Raw genomic sequence first — 16,756 nt, 5'->3', positions numbered from 1 at the left:
GTTACGCGTCGGTAAAAACTCGCGTGTCGTCCGACGGGCCGTGCGTCCGACCGTCCGTCAGGCGGCCAGCGTGCCGCGGGCGATGGCGTGCGGACCGAAGCGCGAACGGACCCGGTCCGTGACGGCCTCCAGGCGGCGGGCCTTCTCGTCCTCGGGGTCGAAACTGAGCTGCCGCACGGCCCGTTCGGCCGGGATCAGCTCCTCGGCCCGCAGGGACAGCGCGCGGACCCGGGCCCGCTGCAGGCCCAGGCCGCCGTAGAGGGCGTAGGCCGTGGCGGTCAGGACCGCCGAGTGCGCGGTGGGTTCGGCCAGGGTGCGGGTCCGGGTGAGCGTGGTGCGGTCGGCGCAGCGGACGGTGAGGGTCAGGACGCGGCACACCCGCCCGCCCTCTTGTGTACGAAGCTCCGCACCGAGCTCCTCCGTCAGCGAGAGCAGCGCCCGCCGGTGCCGTACGGGATCCAGCTCGTCCCGGTCGAAGAGCCGCTCGGCGGCGACGGCGCGGGCGGCCGCGCCCGGCCGGACGGGGGTCCGGTCGATCCCGAGGGCGCGCTCGTGCACCTCGCGGCCGAGCCGGGCGCCGAGGATCCGCCGCAGGGCGGCGGGCGGGGCGGCGGCGACCCGGCCGACGGAATCGAGGCCGTAGGAGCACAGGGTGCGGGCGGCCTTGGCGCCGACCCCGTCGAGTGCGGTGACGGGCTTGTCCGCCAGGAAGTCCCGTACGGCGGCGGGGTCTTCGGGGAGTACCAGGGTCCCGCCGGGCCGGGCCTCGCGGGCCGCCGCCCGGGCCAGCATGGGGTTGCCGGCCACGCCGACGGCGGCGTCCACCCCGTACAGGGCGAGGGCCCGGACCCGGATCACGGCGGCCAGCCGGCGGGCGTCGCAGCCGAAGTGGCGCAGCGCGCCCCGGACGTCGGCGAGGGCGGCGTCCGGCGGCAGGGCCTGCACGGCAGGGGTGATCCCGCCGAGCAGCGCGAGCACCCCGGCGTACTCCCGCGCCCCGAGCGGTCCTCCGCCGGCGGGGTGCAGGCGCAGGCACATCACGGCCTTCCCGGTGGCGCTCATCCCGCGCTCCCCGGGCTGGAGTGCCACAGCTTGCGGCCGGTGGCGGGGCCGGTGCCCGGCGGCTGGAGGTCGGCCCAGGGGTTCATCTCGTACCCCGTGGACATGCGGATCGTGCGCCCGGGCCCCTTCGCGGCCGGCTCCCCGCCGGACGCGGCGCCGGAGCCGCCGGAGCCGTCGCCGTCACCGGAGCCGTCGCCGGAGTCGTCGCCGGAGGGGCCGCCGGCCGGTTCGGCGAGGCGGGCCGCGACCGCGTCCAGGCCGCCCGCCGCCCGCAGTTCCACCAGCTCCGCCAGGTTCCACGCGGCCGCCCCGACCACGCTCAGGCTCTGCGGGCCCCTGCGCTGCACGACACCGCGCACCAGCAGCAGGAAGGAGTGGAAGACGGTGTGCGCGCACCGCTCGTGGCTGTCGTCGAAGAAGGCCAGGTCGACCAGGCCGGTGCCGTCGTCCAGCGTCGTGAAGATGACCCGCTTCCCGGACCGGATCGGCGGGGTCTGGGTGGCCGCCTTGGCTCCCGCGACGAGCACGGTCTGCCCGTGCTCGGTGCCGCACAGCCGGCGTGCCGGGATCACTCCCAGTTCGGCCAGGAAGGCGTGGTGGTCGCCCATCAGGTGCCGCGAGGCGTCCATGCCGAGGACGCCCAGCTCGGCGCTGAGCCGTTCCGCGTCGGTCAGGTCGGGCAGCCCGACGGACGCCGTGGACCGGCCCCCCTCCAGCGGGAGTTGGGCTCCGCGTACGCCCGCCGCCCGCTGCGCGCCGTGCAGTTCGGTCAGGTGCAGCAGCAGGTCGCGCCGGTTGGCGCCGAACGAGTCCAAGGCTCCCACCTGGGCGAGCCGTTCGGCGACCGGGCGCCCCGGGTGCGCCCGGTCCCAGAAGTCGCGCAGGGAGGCGTAGGGCTGTCCGGACTCGATCCGGGCCGCTTCGGCCCCGCTGATGCCGTGGACGTCGGCGAGCCCGAGCCGCAGCCCCCACACACCACCCGTATCGGACACCAGTTCGATGCGGTGGGCGACCGCCGACCGGTTCACGTCCAGCGGCAGCACCGGCACGCCCCGCCGCCGCGCGTCCGCCAGCAGCAGCCGCTTGGGGTACATCCCCGGATCGTGGGTCAGCAGCCCGGCGTAGAAGGCGGCCGGGTGGTGCGCCTTCAGCCAGGCCGACTGGTAGGTGGGCACGGCGAAGGCCACCGCGTGCGCCTTGCAGAAGCCGTACGACCCGAAGGCCTCCACGATCTCCCAGGTACGGGCGATCACCTCCACCGGATAGCCGCGTTCGGCGGCCCTGGCCGCGAACCAGACCTTGATCCGCGCCTGCGAGGGCGGGTCGGACAGCCCGCGCCGCACGCGGTCCGCCTCGTCCCGCCCGCAGCCGGTCATGACGTCCACGATCTCGATGATCTGCTCGTGGAAGACGACCACCCCGTACGTCTCGCGCAGCGCGTCGGCCAGGTCCGGGTGCGGGAAGCGCACCGGCGCCCGCCCGTGCCGGGCCTCGATGAAGGGCCGCACCATGTCGGCGGCCACCGGTCCCGGGCGGAAGAGGGAGATGTCGACGACCAGGTCGTGGAAGGTGGCCGGCTGGAGCCGTCCCACCAGGTCCCGCTGGCCCGGCGATTCGATCTGGAAGCAGCCCAGCGTCTCGGCCGAGCGGATCAGCTCGTACGCGGCCCGGTCGCCCGGCGGCACCTGCGCCGGGTCGTCCAGGTCGAGCTCCTCCCCCGTGCCGCGCCGGATCTCCGCGACCGCGTGCGCCATCGCGGACTGCATCCGCACGCCCAGCACGTCCAGCTTGAGCAGTCCGAGCTCCTCCACGTCGTCCTTGTCGAACTGGGACATGGGGAAGCCCTCTCCGCTGGTGGGGACCACCGGCGTACGGGCGAGCAGCGAGGCGTCGGAGAGCAGCACCCCGCACGGGTGCATGGCGGTCCCGCGCGGCAGCGCGTCCAGCGCTTCGACGAGCTCCCACAGCCGCCCGTACGACTCCCCGCGCACGTCCCGCAGTTCGGGCAGTTCCTCCAGCGCGGCGCGGGCGTCGCGGGCCCGGATGTGCGGGAAGGCCTTGGCGAGCCGGTCGACGACGGCCGGGTCCATGGACAGGGCGGCGCCGACGTCGCGGACGGCGTGGCGGACGCGGTAGGTCTCGGGCATGGAGACGGTGGCGACGCGCTCGGCGCCGAACCGGTCGATGATCCGCCGGTAGACCTCCAGCCTGCGGGCGGACTCCACGTCGATGTCGATGTCGGGCAGGACCCGCCGACGCTTGGACAGGAAGCGCTCCATCAGCAGGCCGTGCTCGACGGGGTCGGCGTGCGCGATCCCGAGCAGGTGGTTGACGAGGGAGCCGGCGCCGGAGCCGCGGGCCGCCACCCGGATGCCCATCTCCCGTACGTCGTCCACCACCTGGGCGACCGTCAGGAAGTACGAGGCGAAGCCGTGGTGGGCGATGATGTCGAGCTCGTGGTGCATCCGCTCCCAGTAGGCGGGGTCGCCCGCGTAGCCGCGCAGCACCATGCCGGCGGAGGCCCTGGAGGCGAGGACCCGCTGGGCGCTGCGGTGGGCCGCGCCGACGAGCCGCGCCTCGGGGAAGTGCACGGAGCCGATGCCGAGGTCGTCCTCGGGGTCCACGGAGCAGGCCTCGGCGGTGTGCCGGGTCTGCGCGAGCAGGCGTCTGGCGTCGGCGGGGCCGAGACCGGCCGCCCGGGCGACCAGGTCGGCGGCCTCGGCCATGGCGGTGGGGCCCTTGAGCCAGCGCTCGCCGGTGTCGAGGGGGCCGCGGCGGTCGATGGGGACCAGGCGGCGGGCCGCGTCGAGGATGTCGGCGACCGGTCCCTGGCCGGGGTCGGCGTAGCGGACGGCGTTCGTCAGCACGGCCGGGACGCCCTGCTCGACGGCGAAGCCGACGGTACGGGCGGCCAGGCGCAGCGAGCCGGGGCCGGTGCCGGTGCGGCCGTGGTGGACGGCCTCCAGGCGCAGGGAGTCGCCGTAGACCTCCCGCCAGGGCGCGAGCAGCCGGGCGGCCCGGTCGGGTCGGCCCGCGGCGAGCGCCCGCCCCACCTCGGAGCCGGGCCCGAGGAGGACGAAGACGCCCTCTCCGCGCAGGGCGTCCCAGGGGACGAGCGGGACCTCGGCGGCCGCGGCGTGGGCGGCGGTGACCATCCGGCACAGCTCGGCCCAGCCGGTGGCTCCGTCCCGGGCCAGGAAGACGGCCCGGGCGGCGGACTCGTCCAGGAAGGCGCCTCCCTTGACGGGGGTGCGCCGCCGGTACGAGCCCGGACCGCCGCCCGCGGCGGACGCGGTCGGGCCCCCCGGCCCGGCCGATCCCGTCGCGGGAGACCCCGCGGGAGACACCGCCATGTCCGCGCCGAACAGCGGCCGGATGCCCGCGCCGGCACACGCCTTCGCGAACCGGACCGCGCCCGCCAGGGTGTCGCGGTCGGTCAGGGCGAGGGCGTCCATGCCCCGCTCGGCGGCACGCTCCGCCAGCCGTTCCGGGTGGGAGCCTCCGTAGCGCATGGAGAACCCCGAAACGGTGTGCAGATGCGTAAAACCAGGCACCCGCGGCCTCCTGCTTCGCTCGTAGAACACCACCCCCGCTCTCCACCATAGAGCAATTCGAATACCCGTGCGAAACACTTGTTCGATCATCCGGTGGGGTGCGGGTCATCCGTTCGGCCCGCCCCTGCTGCGACCCGCCCCCCGCACGCCGAGCGTGTGAGACATGACCCCGTCCCAAGGTTTCCTCGCCGAGATCAAGGACGCCGTGACCACCCGGGCGGCACTGCTCGTCCTGGGGGTGCTGGTGCTCCAGCTCGCCTTCATCACCTCGTACATCGGGGCCTTCCACCATCCGAAGCCCAGCGAGATCCCGATCGCCGTGACCGCGCCGGCCGCGCAGGTGGCCGAGCGGTCCGCGCAGCAGCTCGGCGCCCTGCCCGGAGACCCGCTCGACCCGCACGTCGTCGGGGGCGAGGCCGCGGCACTCGCCCAGGTACGGGACCGGGAGGCCGACGGCGCCCTGATCATCGACCCGGCCGGCCGGACCGACCGGCTGCTGGTCGCCTCGGGCGCCGGAGCCTCGCTGTCCCAGGCCCTGGAGGAGGTCGTGGGCGCCGCCGAACGGGCCCAGGGACGGACCGTACGGGTCACCGACGTGGCCCCGGCGGCCAAGGGCGACAGCCGCGGCCTGAGCTCCTTCTACCTCGTCATCGGCTGGTGCGTGGGCGGCTACCTGTGCGCCGCGATCCTCGCGATCAGCGCCGGCGCACGGCCCGCCAACCCGCACCGCGCCGTCATCCGGCTCGGCGCGCTGCTCGTGTACGCGATCGCCGCCGGACTGCTCGGCGCGGTCATCGCCGGCCCGGTCCTGGACGCGCTGCCCGGCAGCATCTGGGGCCTGTGGGGGCTGGGCACCCTGGTCGTCTTCGCGGTCGGCGCGATCACCCTCGCCTTCCAGGGGCTGGCGGGGGTGATCGGCATCGGCCTCGCGATCCTGGTGGTCGTGGTGCTCGGCAACCCGAGCGCGGGCGGCGCCTACCCGTACCCGCTGCTGCCGCCGTTCTGGAACGCCATCGGGCCGGCCCTGCCGCCGGGCGCCGGTACGTACGCCGCGCGCTCCATCACGTACTTCAACGGCAACGGCGCCGGCGGGCCGATGCTGGTGCTCTCCGCCTGGGCCCTGGCCGGCGCGGCAATCACCCTGGCCTGCGCGACCTTCCGCCACGACCGCCCGTCACCGACCTGACCCCTGCCTCGCCGGGGGTCCGGGCTCGGTGGCGGGTGGGTCGCGGTGCCGATTCCCTCGCGGGAGGCCGGGCGGGATCCGGGCTCGGTGGCGGCCGGGTCGCGGTGCCGCCGAGGGGTGTCTCCTCGGCTCGGCGCGTGCGGCCACTTCTCGGCTGTGCAGGGTGGTCGCGCGCTCGTCCTGCGGGGACACCCCTCACCGTCCCCACTCCAACAGCGCGAGCCCGGTTCCGCGGGCGCCGAAGCACCGGCGTGGGGTGGGGACACGGCGGAGTGTCCCCGCAGGACGAGCGCGCAACCACGGTCGCCTGGCCGCGAGGTACCCGCACGCGCCGAGCCGAGGAGACACTCCGCCGGGGCGCCGCCCCACCCCTCGCATCCCGCCCCGCGAAAACCCCGCCACCCCGGCGGGAGCCCAACGGCACGCGCCGAGCCGAGGAGATACTCCGGCGGGGCACCGCGCCACCAGCGCCATCCCGCCCCGCGGAAACCCGGCCCCATTCAGCCTCGCCGGCGATTGAGGCGCGGGGTCCGGGGCGGAGCCCCGGGAACACCGGCCGCGCCGAAGCAGACCCGCCCACCCCGGTGGGAACCGGAGCCTTCCGCCGAGCAACCCCGCAGGGGCACGGCATGATCGGGGTGTGATCACCACCCTCGCCGTCGAGAACTACCGCTCCCTCCGCCGCCTGGTCGTCCCCCTCGGCCGGCTCACCGTCGTCACGGGAGCCAACGGCACGGGCAAGTCCAGCCTCTACCGCTCCCTGCGCCTCCTCGCCGACTCCGCCCGCGGCGGTGCGATCGCCGCCCTGGCGCGGGAAGGCGGGCTCCCCTCCACCCTGTGGGCGGGCCCGGAGAAGCTGGGGCGCGCGGTGCGCGAGGGGCACCAGCCCCTCCAGGGAACGGTCCGCACCGAACCGGTCAGCCTCCGCCTCGGCTTCGCGGGCGACGAGTTCGGCTACGCGGTGGACTTCGGGCACCCGGTGCCGGTCGCGAACTCCCTCTTCTCCCTCGACCCCGAGATCAAGCGCGAGTGCACCTGGTCGGGGCCGGTCCTGCGCCCGGCGGCGGTCCTGTCCGACCGATCGGGGCCCGCCGTACGGACCCGCACTGCGGACGGCGGCTGGCACCGTACGCAGAACGCCCTGCGCCCCTACGACTCCATGCTCAGCGAGCTCGCCGACCCCCAGCTGGCCCCCGACCTCCTCGCCCTGCGCGAGCTGATGCGGTCCTGGCGGTTCTACGACCACGTCCGCACCGACGCCGGCGCCCCGGCCCGCACCCCGCGGATCGGCACCCGTACGCCGGTGCTCGGCGCCGACGGCTCCGACCTGCCCGCCGCGCTCCAGACGATCCGCGAGACCGGGGACGCGGCGGCGCTGGACGAGGCGGTGTCCGCGGCCTTCCCCGGCAGCCGGATCTCCGTCACCGACCGCGACGGCCGCTTCGCGCTGGAGCTGCACCAGCACGGCCTGCTGCGCCCGCTGGGCGCGGCCGAGCTGTCCGACGGGACCCTGCGCTACCTGCTCTGGACCGCGGCCCTGCTGACCCCGCGCCCGCCGGCGCTGATGGTCCTCAACGAGCCGGAGACCAGCCTCCACCCGGACCTGCTGGCTCCGCTCGCGGACCTGATCCTGACCGCCGCCCGGGACACCCAGACGGTGGTCGTCACCCATGCGGAGCCCTTGGCCGAGGCCCTGGCGGCCGGCACCCGCCGGCACCGGGTGGACCTGAGCACGGTCGAGCTGGTCAAGGATTTCGGCCGGACCGAGGTGGCCGGCCGCGAGGGCCCCCTCGACGAGCCCCTCTGGTACTGGCCCAAGCGCTGACCCTCCGCTCCGGGGAGCTGGACGGGATACGGGCTCGGTGCGGGTGGGTCGCGGTGCCGCCGAGGGGTGTCTCCTCGGCTCGGCGCGTGCGGCCACTTCTCGGCTGTGCAGGGTGGTCGCGCGCTCGTCCTGCGGGGACACCCCTCACCGTCCCCACTCCAACAGCGCGAGCCCGGTTCCGCGGGCGCCGAAGCACCGGCGTGGGGTGGGGACACGGCGGAGTGTCCCCGCAGGACGAGCGCGCGACCCGGGCCGCCTGACCGAGACGTGCCCGCAGGCGCCGAGCCGAGGAGACACTCCGGCGGGGCACCGCCCCACCCATGACATCCCGCCCCGCGAAAACCCCGCAACCCTGCAGGAGCCGAACCGCCCGACCCCGCCCCGCGGAAACCCGGCCACCCCGGCGGGAGCCGGCCGGCGGGGTCACCTCAGGCACGGGAAGCGACGGCGGTCATGACGCCCGGTGGACGATCTCGCCCGCCACCACCACCGTTTCGGCCACCGTGCCCGGGATCCGCTCCACGGGGACGGCGAGGATGTCGCGGGACAGGACCACGAAGTCCGCCGCCTTGCCCACGGTGAGCGAACCGCGCTCCCGCTCCAGGAAGTTGGCGTGGGCGGAGCCCATCGTGTAGCCGTGCACCGCCGTGGCGACGTCCACCGTCTCGGCCGGCTGCCAGGCCGGGCCGTCGCCGGACAGCGGGCGGCGCGTCACGGCCGTGTAGATGCCGATCATCGGGTCCATCTCGGCCACGTTCCAGTCGCTGGAGAACGCCAGTACCGCTCCCGCCTCGTGCAGGCTGCGCATCGGCCAGGCCTTGTGCCAGCGGTCCTCGCCGACGTTCTCCGCCCAGTCCTTGCCGGGGCCGGCGATCTCCGGCGCGCAGTGCCTCGGCTGCATGCAGGCGACCACGCCGAGTTCCTCGAAGCGCGGTACGTCCGCCGGATCCAGGCACTCCACGTGGACCACCTGGTGGCGGGCGTCGCGCGGGCCGTTCACCGTCCGCGCGTGCTCGACGGCGTCCAGGACGGTGCGGATGCCCCGGTCGCCGGTGGCGTGCACGAAGCACTGGAAGCCCCGCGCGTCCAGGCCGGCCAGCAGCTCCGCGAACTCCTCGGCCGGGTAGAAGGTCTCGCCGCGGTGCGCGCCGCATCCGGTGTACGGCTCCAGCAGCGCGGCCGTGCGCGGTTCCACGACGTCGTCGATGTAGAGCTTGAGGGGGCCGACGCGCAGCCGGTCCCCGGCGTAGGAGCGGGCGGCCGCCTCGAAGTCGTCGAGGTCCTGCGGCGTGGTGCCGCGCGGGTGGAAGAGGGCGGCGACGATCCGGGAGCGCAGCCGGCCCTCCGCCCGGGCCCGCTCGTACAGGGCGAGGTCGTCGAGGGAGTTCTGCGGTTCCACCACGGTGGTGATGCCGTAGCCGATGGCGTCGTCGAGGCTCTTGGCGAGCCGGCCGTACTGCCGGTCCGGGGAGGCCCACGGGACGCCGAGGTGGCGCAGCGCCCGGTGGCCTTCACGGGAGAGGCCCTTGACGGCGAAGTCCTTGACGAATCCGGTGGGTTCGCCGGTGGCGGGGTCCACGGCGGCCGTGCCGAAGGGGAGGTCCGTGCGGTCCCGGGTGACGCCGAGCCGGCGCATGGCGGCCGTGTTGAGCCAGGCCGTGTGGACGTCGTACGAGAGCACGATCGCCGGGGTGTCCCCGGTGACGGGGTCGAGGTCGGCGGCGCACGGCATCCGCCCGTCGGGGATCGCGGAGTAGCCGAAGGCCTCGGCCTCGATCCATTCGGCGTCGGGGTTGGCCTCCCGCCAGGCGAGGATCCGCTCGTGGATGCCGTCCAGGCTCGTCACGCCGGCGAGCTGGACGCAGGCGTCGTCGGAGCCGAGGCGGACGTGGTTGTGCGCGTCGATGAAGCCGGGGAGGACGAGGCGGCCGGCGGCGTCGATGCGTTCGGTGTCCGGTCCGGCCCAGGCGGCGGCCTCGTGGTCGGGGCCGATCCAGACGATGCGGCCGTCGCGCACGGCGAGGGCCTCGGCCTCGGGCAGGTCCGGGTCCACGGTGTGGATGCGGGCGCCGGTGAGCAGCAGGTCGGCGGGCGCCGGGTCGGCGGGGTGGTTCATGGGGTGGTGCTCCTGTTGCGGTGGTGGGAGGGGTCGGGCGGCGGCTGGACGGACGGGCGTCAGGCGGCGGTCGGGACGGCGGCGGGTGCGGGGGTCCTGCGGTACAGCGCCGTGTAGACGAGGCCGGAGACGACCGCGCCGAGCAGGGTGAGGTCGGCGCCGCCCAGCGGTGCCACGAGTGGGCCGGTCCACAGCTCGGAGTCGCAGGTCAGGGCGGCGAAGGTGATGCCGGCGAGGAGCGCGGCCAGGCCGGCCGGGTGGTAGCCGGAGCGGTACCAGTAGGCGCCGTCGGGGCCGGTGGTGTGCAGGGCGTGGCCGTCGTAGCGGCAGCGGCGCAGCAGCATGTCGGCGAGGAAGACGCCGCCCCAGGGCGCGAACACGATGATCAGGAGGGAGAGGAAGGAGGTCAGCGCGCTCGTGAAGTCGGTGAGGAAGAGGGCGGCGAGGGAGCCGAGGCCGGTGATGGCGGCGCTGACGACGATGGCCCGGGAGCGGCTCCACGGGATGCCGAGGACCTGGAGGTTCAGGCTGGAGGAGTAGAGGGTGATGATCGAGTTGGTGACGGAGCCGCCGAGGACCAGGGCCAGGAAGACGGGCTGGAACCAGCCGGGCAGCAGGCTCTCGGTGCCGGCGACGGCGTCGGTCATGTCGGTGCGGGTGGCCGCGGCGACGCCCGCGATGCCGAGGGCGACGGAGGAGAGGAAGCCGCCGAGGGCTCCGTACCAGGTGATCGACTTCAGCGAGGTGGTGCGGGGCAGGTAGCGGGTGTAGTCGGCGGGCATCGGCAGGTACGAGAAGGGGGCGGCCAGCATGATCACGAAGGCCAGGCTCCAGCCGGACGCGCCGGGCACGCCGGTCGCGGGGGCGGCGGTGTCGGCGCCGGGCAGCAGGAAGGCGAGCAGGGCGGCGAAGCCCGCGGCCAGGACGTAGGCCATCCAGCGTTCGGCGAACTGGACGGTGGCGTGTCCCCACATGGCGACGACGAAGGTCAGCGCGAGGGTGACGAAGAGGGCGGCGGCGCGGGCGGGGGTGCCGTGCAGGAGGCCCAGCTCTTCGAGGAAGACCTCCAGGGCCAGGGTGCCGACGACGGTGTTGAGGATGGTGTAGCCGATGCCGACGAGCCAGTTGAGGACTCCGGCGGGCAGGTTGCCGCGGACGCCGAAGGCGGCGCGGGAGATGACCAGGGTGGCGGTGCCGGTGCGGATGCCGGACAGTCCGGCGGCGCTGATCGCGAAGAAGGCCAGTCCGCTGACCACGACCACGGCGGTGGCCTGCCAGAAGGTGAGGCCGAAGGCGACGGCCAGGGCTCCGTTGATCACGTAGGTGAACGTCAGGTTGGAGCCGAACCAGAGCCAGAAGAGGTCGCGCGCCCTGCCGTGCCGCTCGCCGTCCGGGATCGGATCGATGCCGCGCGTCTCGACTCTGAAGATCTCGTCACTCATCGCTGCACGCACCCTTGATCTTGAATGGCGTTCTAAGTTCTTGAATGGCATTCAAGATGAGGGGTGGACCGGACCCCCGTCAAGACCCTGTCCGGGATAAGGTCGGCCCACGAAGATCGGGAGGCGGCAGCGGTGGCAGGAACGGCACGGCGGCGCGACGGGCAGGTGGCCCAGGAGCGGATGCTGGAAGAGGCCATGGCGGCGATCGCCGAGGACGGGCTCGCGGCGCTGACCATGTCCAAGCTCGCCGACCGGCTCGGCACCAGCGGCGGCCACATCCTGTACTACTTCGGCAGCAAGGACCGGCTGCTGCTGGAGGCGCTGCGCTGGAGCGAGGAGCAGCTCGCGGTCGAGCGCGCGGCCCTGCTGCGCCGCCGGGTCACGGCCGCCCGCAAGCTGGAGCTCTTCCTGGAGCTGTACCTGCCGCGCGGCCCGCGCGACCCGCGCTGGACCCTGTGGATCGAGCTGTGGGCCCGTACGCCGTCCAACGAGGACCTGCGCACGGCCCAGGAGGAGATCGACGCGGGCTGGTACGAGGACCTGCGGGCGCTGCTGGAGAAGGGCGTCGAGCAGGGCCGGTTCGCCCCGACGGACACGGCGGGCCGGGCCTCGGAGCTGCTCGCGCTGCTGGACGGGCTGAGCACCCGGGTGGTGCTGGGCCAGCGGGACGCGGACCGGGTGCGGGCGCTGGAGCGGGCGCGCTCGGCGACGGCCCTGCTCGTCGAACACCTCTGAGCCGCCCCAGCCCCCGCGGCCACGGCACTCGAACGCCGCCCCCGCGGTCACCGCACTCCCCGCACTCACCGACAGCCCCCGCGGCCACGGCACTCACGCCTCCCGAACCCCACGGGGCGGCGGCGCGCGCTCGCGGGCACCCGCACGGGAATTGCCCCCGAAGTGCGCCCTACCGCACTCCTCCCCCAGCGAGCACAATCGCCGTGACGACCCACACCGATCGTGAGGGAGGGAGCGCGTGCGCCATCAGGTGCGCACAGCGGACGGGCGCGCCCTGACCGTGGAGCGCTGGGGCGATCCGGACGGCAAGCCCGTCTTCCTGCTCCACGGCATGCCCGGCAGCCGCCTGGGCCCGGCCCCCCGGGGCATGGTCCTCTACCAGCGCCGGATGCAGCTCATCGCCTACGACAGACCCGGCTACGGCGGCTCCGACCGCCACCCGGGCCGCACCGTCGCCGACGTGGCCCACGACGTGGCCGCCGTGGCCGACTCCCTCGGCCTGGACCGGTTCGCGGTGGCCGGCCGCTCCGGCGGCGCCGCGGGAGCCCTGGCCTGCGCCGCCCTGCTGCCGGACCGGGTCACCCGTACCGCGGCGATGGTCGGACTGGCGCCCCGGGACGCGGAGGACCTGGACTGGTTCGCCGGGATGGCCGCCTCCAACGTCAGGGAGTACACCACCGCCTCCACCGACCCCGAGGAACTGGCCGCCCGGCTGATCCCGCGCGCCGCCGGCATCCGCAAGGACCCGGGCAGGCTCCTGGACGAGCTGCGCCGGGAACTGACCGCCAACGACCGCATGATCGTCTCGGACGCCGGGCTGCGGTCGATGCTGCTGCGGAACTACCGCGAGGGGCTGCGCCATTCGGCGTACGGATGGATCGACGACGTCCTCGCCTTCAGCCGCCCCTGGGGCTTCGATCCGGCCGACATCCGCTGCCCGGTGCTGATCTGGCACGGGGAGCTCGACGTGTTCTCCCCCGTGGGCCACTCCCGCTGGCTGGCGCGCCGGATCCCGGGGGCCACCACCACGATCGAGCCGGCCGCCGCCCACTTCGCGGCCCTGCGCGCGCTGCCCGACGTACTGAACTGGCTGCTGCGCGAGCTCCCCACCCCGGACGTGACCGAACAGCAGCCCGCGTAGCGGCCGTTCGAACCCCGGAGCCCTCCCGGCGATCACCGGAGGGCATCGGCGGCGGGGCGCGGGGCGGCCTGCGGGGCGGCTGCCGTCCCGTCCGGCCGGACCGCCCTCGGTGGGGTCCCGGCCCGGCGGGCACCCCGCCCGGGCGGGCCCGGGCGAATTGGATCTTGCCGTCCGGCGAACGGCCGAATAAGCCACCTCGGGAAATACGCCGCACTCGCTATAGAACGGTTGACCAGGCGTCATGTCTCGGTTGCCAATGGGGTGTGGCCGAGTAAAGTCCACGCTTGACGGCAGCGCGTCGCTGCTGTCATTCACATGCCCATTCCATATGGCTTCCCCGAGGACGGTGTCGTGAACACTTCCGCAACCCCCCCGACCAGCACGGTCAAGGCCCACCGGGTCCCGCTCGGCAAGATCGACGTCGAGACCGCGTCCGCGGCTGCGACGCTCGGTCGCGTGCTCCCGGCTGAATCCGGCCGTCCGGTTCAGGCGCCGATCTTCAACTCCGCACTCTGAGGCGGAGCGAGAGCTCTAGACTGGCGGAATGACCGGCCTGATCGCATTTCGCGAGATCGTCCTGAAAGTTCACAGCAGATGCGATCTTGCTTGTGATCATTGCTATGTCTACGAACACGCAGATCAGAGCTGGCGGGCCCGGCCGAAAGTGATCTCCCCCGAGGTTATTTCACGGACCGCGTCCAGGCTCGCCGAACATGCCCGTGACCATGCACTCCCCTCCGTCACGGTGATTCTCCACGGAGGGGAACCCCTGTTGGCGGGCACGGCCCGGCTCCGACTCGTCTGCGAGGAGTTCGGCCGGGCGCTCTCCGGGATCGCCGCCCTCGACCTGCGGATCCACACCAACGGGCTCCAGCTCAGCACCCGTTACCTCGACCTCTTCGCCGAGTTCGGCGTCCGGGTCGGCATCTCCCTCGACGGGGACCGCGCCGCCAACGACCGCCACCGCCGCTTCGCGGACGGCCGTACGAGCCATCCGCTGGTCCTCGCGGCCGTCGCGCTGCTGCGTTCGGCGCCCTACCGCCACCTCTACCAGGGCCTGCTCTGCACCGTGGACGTGGCCAACGACCCCGTCGCCGTGCTCGACGCCCTCGTCGAACTCGAGCCCCCGCGCGTGGACTTCCTCCTGCCGCACGCCACCTGGGAGACACCGCCCGTCCGGCCGGACGGCGCCCCGGACGCCTACGCCCGCTGGCTCCTGCGGATCTTCGACCACTGGGAGCGGCTGGGACGCCCGGTGCCCGTACGGCTCTTCGAGTCCCTCCTGTCGACGCTGCGCGGCGGACCCAGCCTCACCGAGTCGCTCGGCCTCGCGCCCACCGACCTCGTCGTCGTCGAGACCGACGGCACCCTGGAGCAGGTGGACTCCCTCAAGAGCGCCTTCGAGGGGGCGGCGGCCACCGGGTTCAACGTCTTCGACCACTCCTTCGACCGGGTCGCCGCCCATCCCGGCGTCCGCGCCCGGCAACTGGGCCTGGCGGGTGTCAGCGACCCGTGCCGCCGCTGCCCCGTCGTACGCTCGTGCGGGGGCGGGCTCTACACCCACCGCTACCGCGACCGCAACGGCTTCGACAACCCCTCCGTGTACTGCACCGACCTGCGCGAACTGGTGGACGGGGTCGAGGGCCGCACGGCACCCCGGGAGACGGCTCCGCAGCTGTCCGACCCGGCCGAACTGGCCCGCTCCCAGGAGGAGCTGACCCGGATCCTGCTGGCCCGGCTGAACGCGGACCTCACCGGCGACCCCGACTGGGCGCACGCCTGGGAGCTGGTGGCCGCCGTGGAGCGGGCCGGGCCGGCCGGCGCCGACGCGCTGGACGCCGTACTGGACCACCCCTTCACCCGGACCTGGGTGCTGGCGGCCCTGGACGCCGCGCGCGACGGCCTGCCCGACGGCGCGGAGGCGGCCCGCAGGCTCACCGCGCTGGCCGCCGCGGCCGTGCTGCGCGGCGGGCTGGACCTGCCGGCCGAGGTCGCCTACCGGGACGGCGAGGTGTACCTGCCGACGCTCGGACTGCTGCGGCTCGGGGAGCCCGGTACGCAGGGCCGGGCCTCCCTGCACGTCACCGACGACGGCTACGTCGCACGGGACGGCCGCTCCGAGCACCGCTTCGGACCGGCCGCGGGCGACGCCCGCTGGCAGCCCGTACGCACCTGGTCGCCCGGCCCGGACGCGGCGCCGGTGGCCCTGGAGGACCTCGACCCGTACCGCAACTGCTTCCCGCGCCCGCCCCGGCTGCGGCTCGGCTCCGGCGAGACCGAGGAGTGGCGGGGCCGGCTCGACCGGGCCTGGGCGCTGCTGCACAAGGCGGTGCCCGGGTTCGCCCGGGCGGCGGCGACCGGGCTGACCACGCTGACCCCGCTCGCGGGCGGCCCGCGGGCCGGCGGCTGGGGCGAGGCCGGCCGGCACGGGCCGGGGGCGCTCGGGGTGCCGTACGCGGCGGGCGTGCGGGAGACCGCGCTCGCGCTGCTGACCGGGCGGCGGCGGACCCGGCTGCGGGCCCTGACCGAGGTGACCGACCTGTACGCGCTGGACGGGGAGTGGCAGCACCCGTCGCCGTGGCGGTCGCGCCCGGTGCCGGTGTCGCGGCTGCTGGCCGACGTGCACGAGCGGGTGGCGGTGGAGGCGTACCGGCGGGCGACGGCGGGCCCCGAGCCGGGCGGCTCGGACCGCATCCACGAGGCCCTGGACCGGCTCTCGACCGCGGCCGAGCTGACGGTGACCGGCAAGCGGCTGGTGGCGGAGCTGCGCTACGAGCTGAAGGCGGTCGACGCGTGAGCGCCCACTCCCACTCCCCCGCCCCGGCCCCTTCACCGGCCGGCCCGGGCCGCGGCCCCCGGGCCTCGGGGGCCCTCCGGCTCGCGGTGCAGCTGAGGCTGCTCGGCGTGCGGCCGGGGATGCGGCTCCTGGTGCACGCCTCCCTGCGCGGGACGGGGCTGCGCGCGGAGCAGCTGCGCGACGCCCTGACGGGCGTCCTGGGGCCGCGCGGGACCCTGGTGGTGCCCGCGTTCACCCCGGAGAACTCCAGGACCTCCAGCGCCCACCTGGAGCGGATCGCCGGCATGGACGAGGCCGAGGTGCGGGCCTTCCGCGACCGGATGCCGGCCTTCGACCCGGCGAGCACCCCCAGTCAGGGCATGGGCTCCCTCGCGGAGGCCGTGCGCACCGCGCCGGGGGCCGCGCGCAGCTCCCACCCGCAGACCTCGTTCGCCGCGCTCGGTGCGGACGCGGAGCGGCTCTGCGGCGGGCACCGGCTCGAATGTCACCTGGGTGAGGAGTCACCCCTGGGAAAGCTGTGCTGGGAGGGCGGACAGGTACTGATGATCAATGTGGGGTTTTCCGTCTGCACCGCTTTCCATCTCGCGGAGTATCGAATTCCGAAGCCCCCCTTGCGCATGTACGAGTGTGTGGTGAAGGTGAACCTTCCGGAGGGGCGGCAGCGCTCCCGCCAGGAGGGGGAGTGGACCGCGTACGAGGACGTCGCGCTGGACGACGGCGATTTCGCGGAGATCGGCAGGGCGTTCCCGGATTCGCGGGTGCGCAGGGGGCGGGTCGCAGGGGCGTCGACCATGCTCTTCTCCGTCCCGGAAGCCGTCGACCACGCCCTTGAGTGGATGACCGAAAACCGATGCTGATTGACTGAACGATGAGGGGATGTGGCGAAGCAGCTCCGGAA

At 74.6% G+C, this 16,756-nt stretch carries 11 protein-coding genes; 7 read left to right on the top strand and 4 right to left on the bottom strand.

Annotation, left to right across the window (positions count from 1 at the left end):
* Positions 1 to 57: 57 nt before the first annotated feature.
* Both AB0O53_RS26435 and AB0O53_RS26430 read right to left on the bottom strand, forming a co-directional pair.
* Entirely contained in the window at positions 58 to 1,062 is a 1,005-nt protein-coding gene (locus tag AB0O53_RS26435) for a DNA polymerase Y family protein (protein ID WP_403137691.1), read from the bottom strand.
* Positions 1,059 to 4,574 (bottom strand): DNA polymerase III subunit alpha, encoded by a 3,516-nt coding sequence (locus tag AB0O53_RS26430; RefSeq protein WP_365198722.1) that lies wholly within the window; start codon positions 4,572 to 4,574, stop codon positions 1,059 to 1,061. The genes AB0O53_RS26435 and AB0O53_RS26430 overlap by 4 nt, the downstream gene beginning before the upstream one ends.
* A 205-nt stretch (positions 4,575 to 4,779) precedes the next feature.
* Here AB0O53_RS26430 and AB0O53_RS26425 point away from each other — a divergent pair, with 205 nt between their 5' ends.
* A complete protein-coding gene (locus tag AB0O53_RS26425; protein WP_350998434.1) occupies positions 4,780 to 5,802 on the top strand; it encodes a DUF3533 domain-containing protein in 1,023 nt (340 codons plus the stop codon).
* A 640-nt stretch (positions 5,803 to 6,442) separates the two neighbouring features.
* Complete coding sequence (locus AB0O53_RS26420) at positions 6,443 to 7,627, top strand: AAA family ATPase (RefSeq protein WP_365198719.1); 1,185 nt, start codon at positions 6,443 to 6,445, stop codon at positions 7,625 to 7,627.
* Positions 7,628 to 8,078: 451 nt separating this feature from the next.
* Here the strand turns inward: AB0O53_RS26420 and AB0O53_RS26415 are convergent, their stop codons facing one another.
* Both AB0O53_RS26415 and AB0O53_RS26410 read right to left on the bottom strand, forming a co-directional pair.
* Positions 8,079 to 9,743 carry an amidohydrolase gene (locus AB0O53_RS26415; RefSeq protein WP_365198716.1) on the bottom strand — a complete coding sequence of 555 codons (1,665 nt, stop codon included), beginning with the start codon at positions 9,741 to 9,743 and terminating at the stop codon, positions 8,079 to 8,081.
* Between the two features lie 59 nt (positions 9,744 to 9,802).
* Positions 9,803 to 11,185, bottom strand: coding sequence for a purine-cytosine permease family protein (locus AB0O53_RS26410; protein ID WP_351001427.1), 1,383 nt, complete (start codon positions 11,183 to 11,185; stop codon positions 9,803 to 9,805).
* A 132-nt stretch (positions 11,186 to 11,317) separates the two neighbouring features.
* Here AB0O53_RS26410 and AB0O53_RS26405 point away from each other — a divergent pair, with 132 nt between their 5' ends.
* From AB0O53_RS26405 to AB0O53_RS26385, 5 genes are all read left to right on the top strand, one after another.
* Positions 11,318 to 11,920, top strand: a complete 603-nt coding sequence (locus AB0O53_RS26405) for a TetR/AcrR family transcriptional regulator (RefSeq protein ID WP_365198713.1) — start codon at positions 11,318 to 11,320, stop codon at positions 11,918 to 11,920.
* Between the two features lie 238 nt (positions 11,921 to 12,158).
* Positions 12,159 to 13,061 (top strand): alpha/beta fold hydrolase, encoded by a 903-nt coding sequence (locus tag AB0O53_RS26400; RefSeq protein ID WP_351001433.1) that lies wholly within the window; start codon positions 12,159 to 12,161, stop codon positions 13,059 to 13,061.
* 351 nt (positions 13,062 to 13,412) lie between these two features.
* Complete coding sequence (gene fxsA, locus AB0O53_RS26395) at positions 13,413 to 13,577, top strand: FxSxx-COOH cyclophane-containing RiPP peptide (RefSeq protein WP_351001436.1); 165 nt, start codon at positions 13,413 to 13,415, stop codon at positions 13,575 to 13,577.
* Between the two features lie 28 nt (positions 13,578 to 13,605).
* Positions 13,606 to 15,858 (top strand): radical SAM/SPASM protein FxsBH, inactivated beta-hydroxylase extension form, encoded by a 2,253-nt coding sequence (gene fxsBH / locus AB0O53_RS26390; RefSeq protein WP_365198708.1) that lies wholly within the window; start codon positions 13,606 to 13,608, stop codon positions 15,856 to 15,858.
* A gap of 119 nt (positions 15,859 to 15,977) precedes the next feature.
* Positions 15,978 to 16,715 (top strand): AAC(3) family N-acetyltransferase, encoded by a 738-nt coding sequence (locus AB0O53_RS26385; RefSeq protein WP_351001538.1) that lies wholly within the window; start codon positions 15,978 to 15,980, stop codon positions 16,713 to 16,715.
* Positions 16,716 to 16,756: the final 41 nt, after the last annotated feature.

It is taken from the genome of Streptomyces erythrochromogenes, assembly GCF_040684695.1.
Classification (GTDB): Bacteria; Actinomycetota; Actinomycetes; order Streptomycetales; family Streptomycetaceae; genus Streptomyces; species Streptomyces erythrochromogenes_C.
The sequence above is the reverse complement of the archived record's forward strand: the minus strand, read 5'-3'. Positions and strand labels throughout refer to the sequence as shown.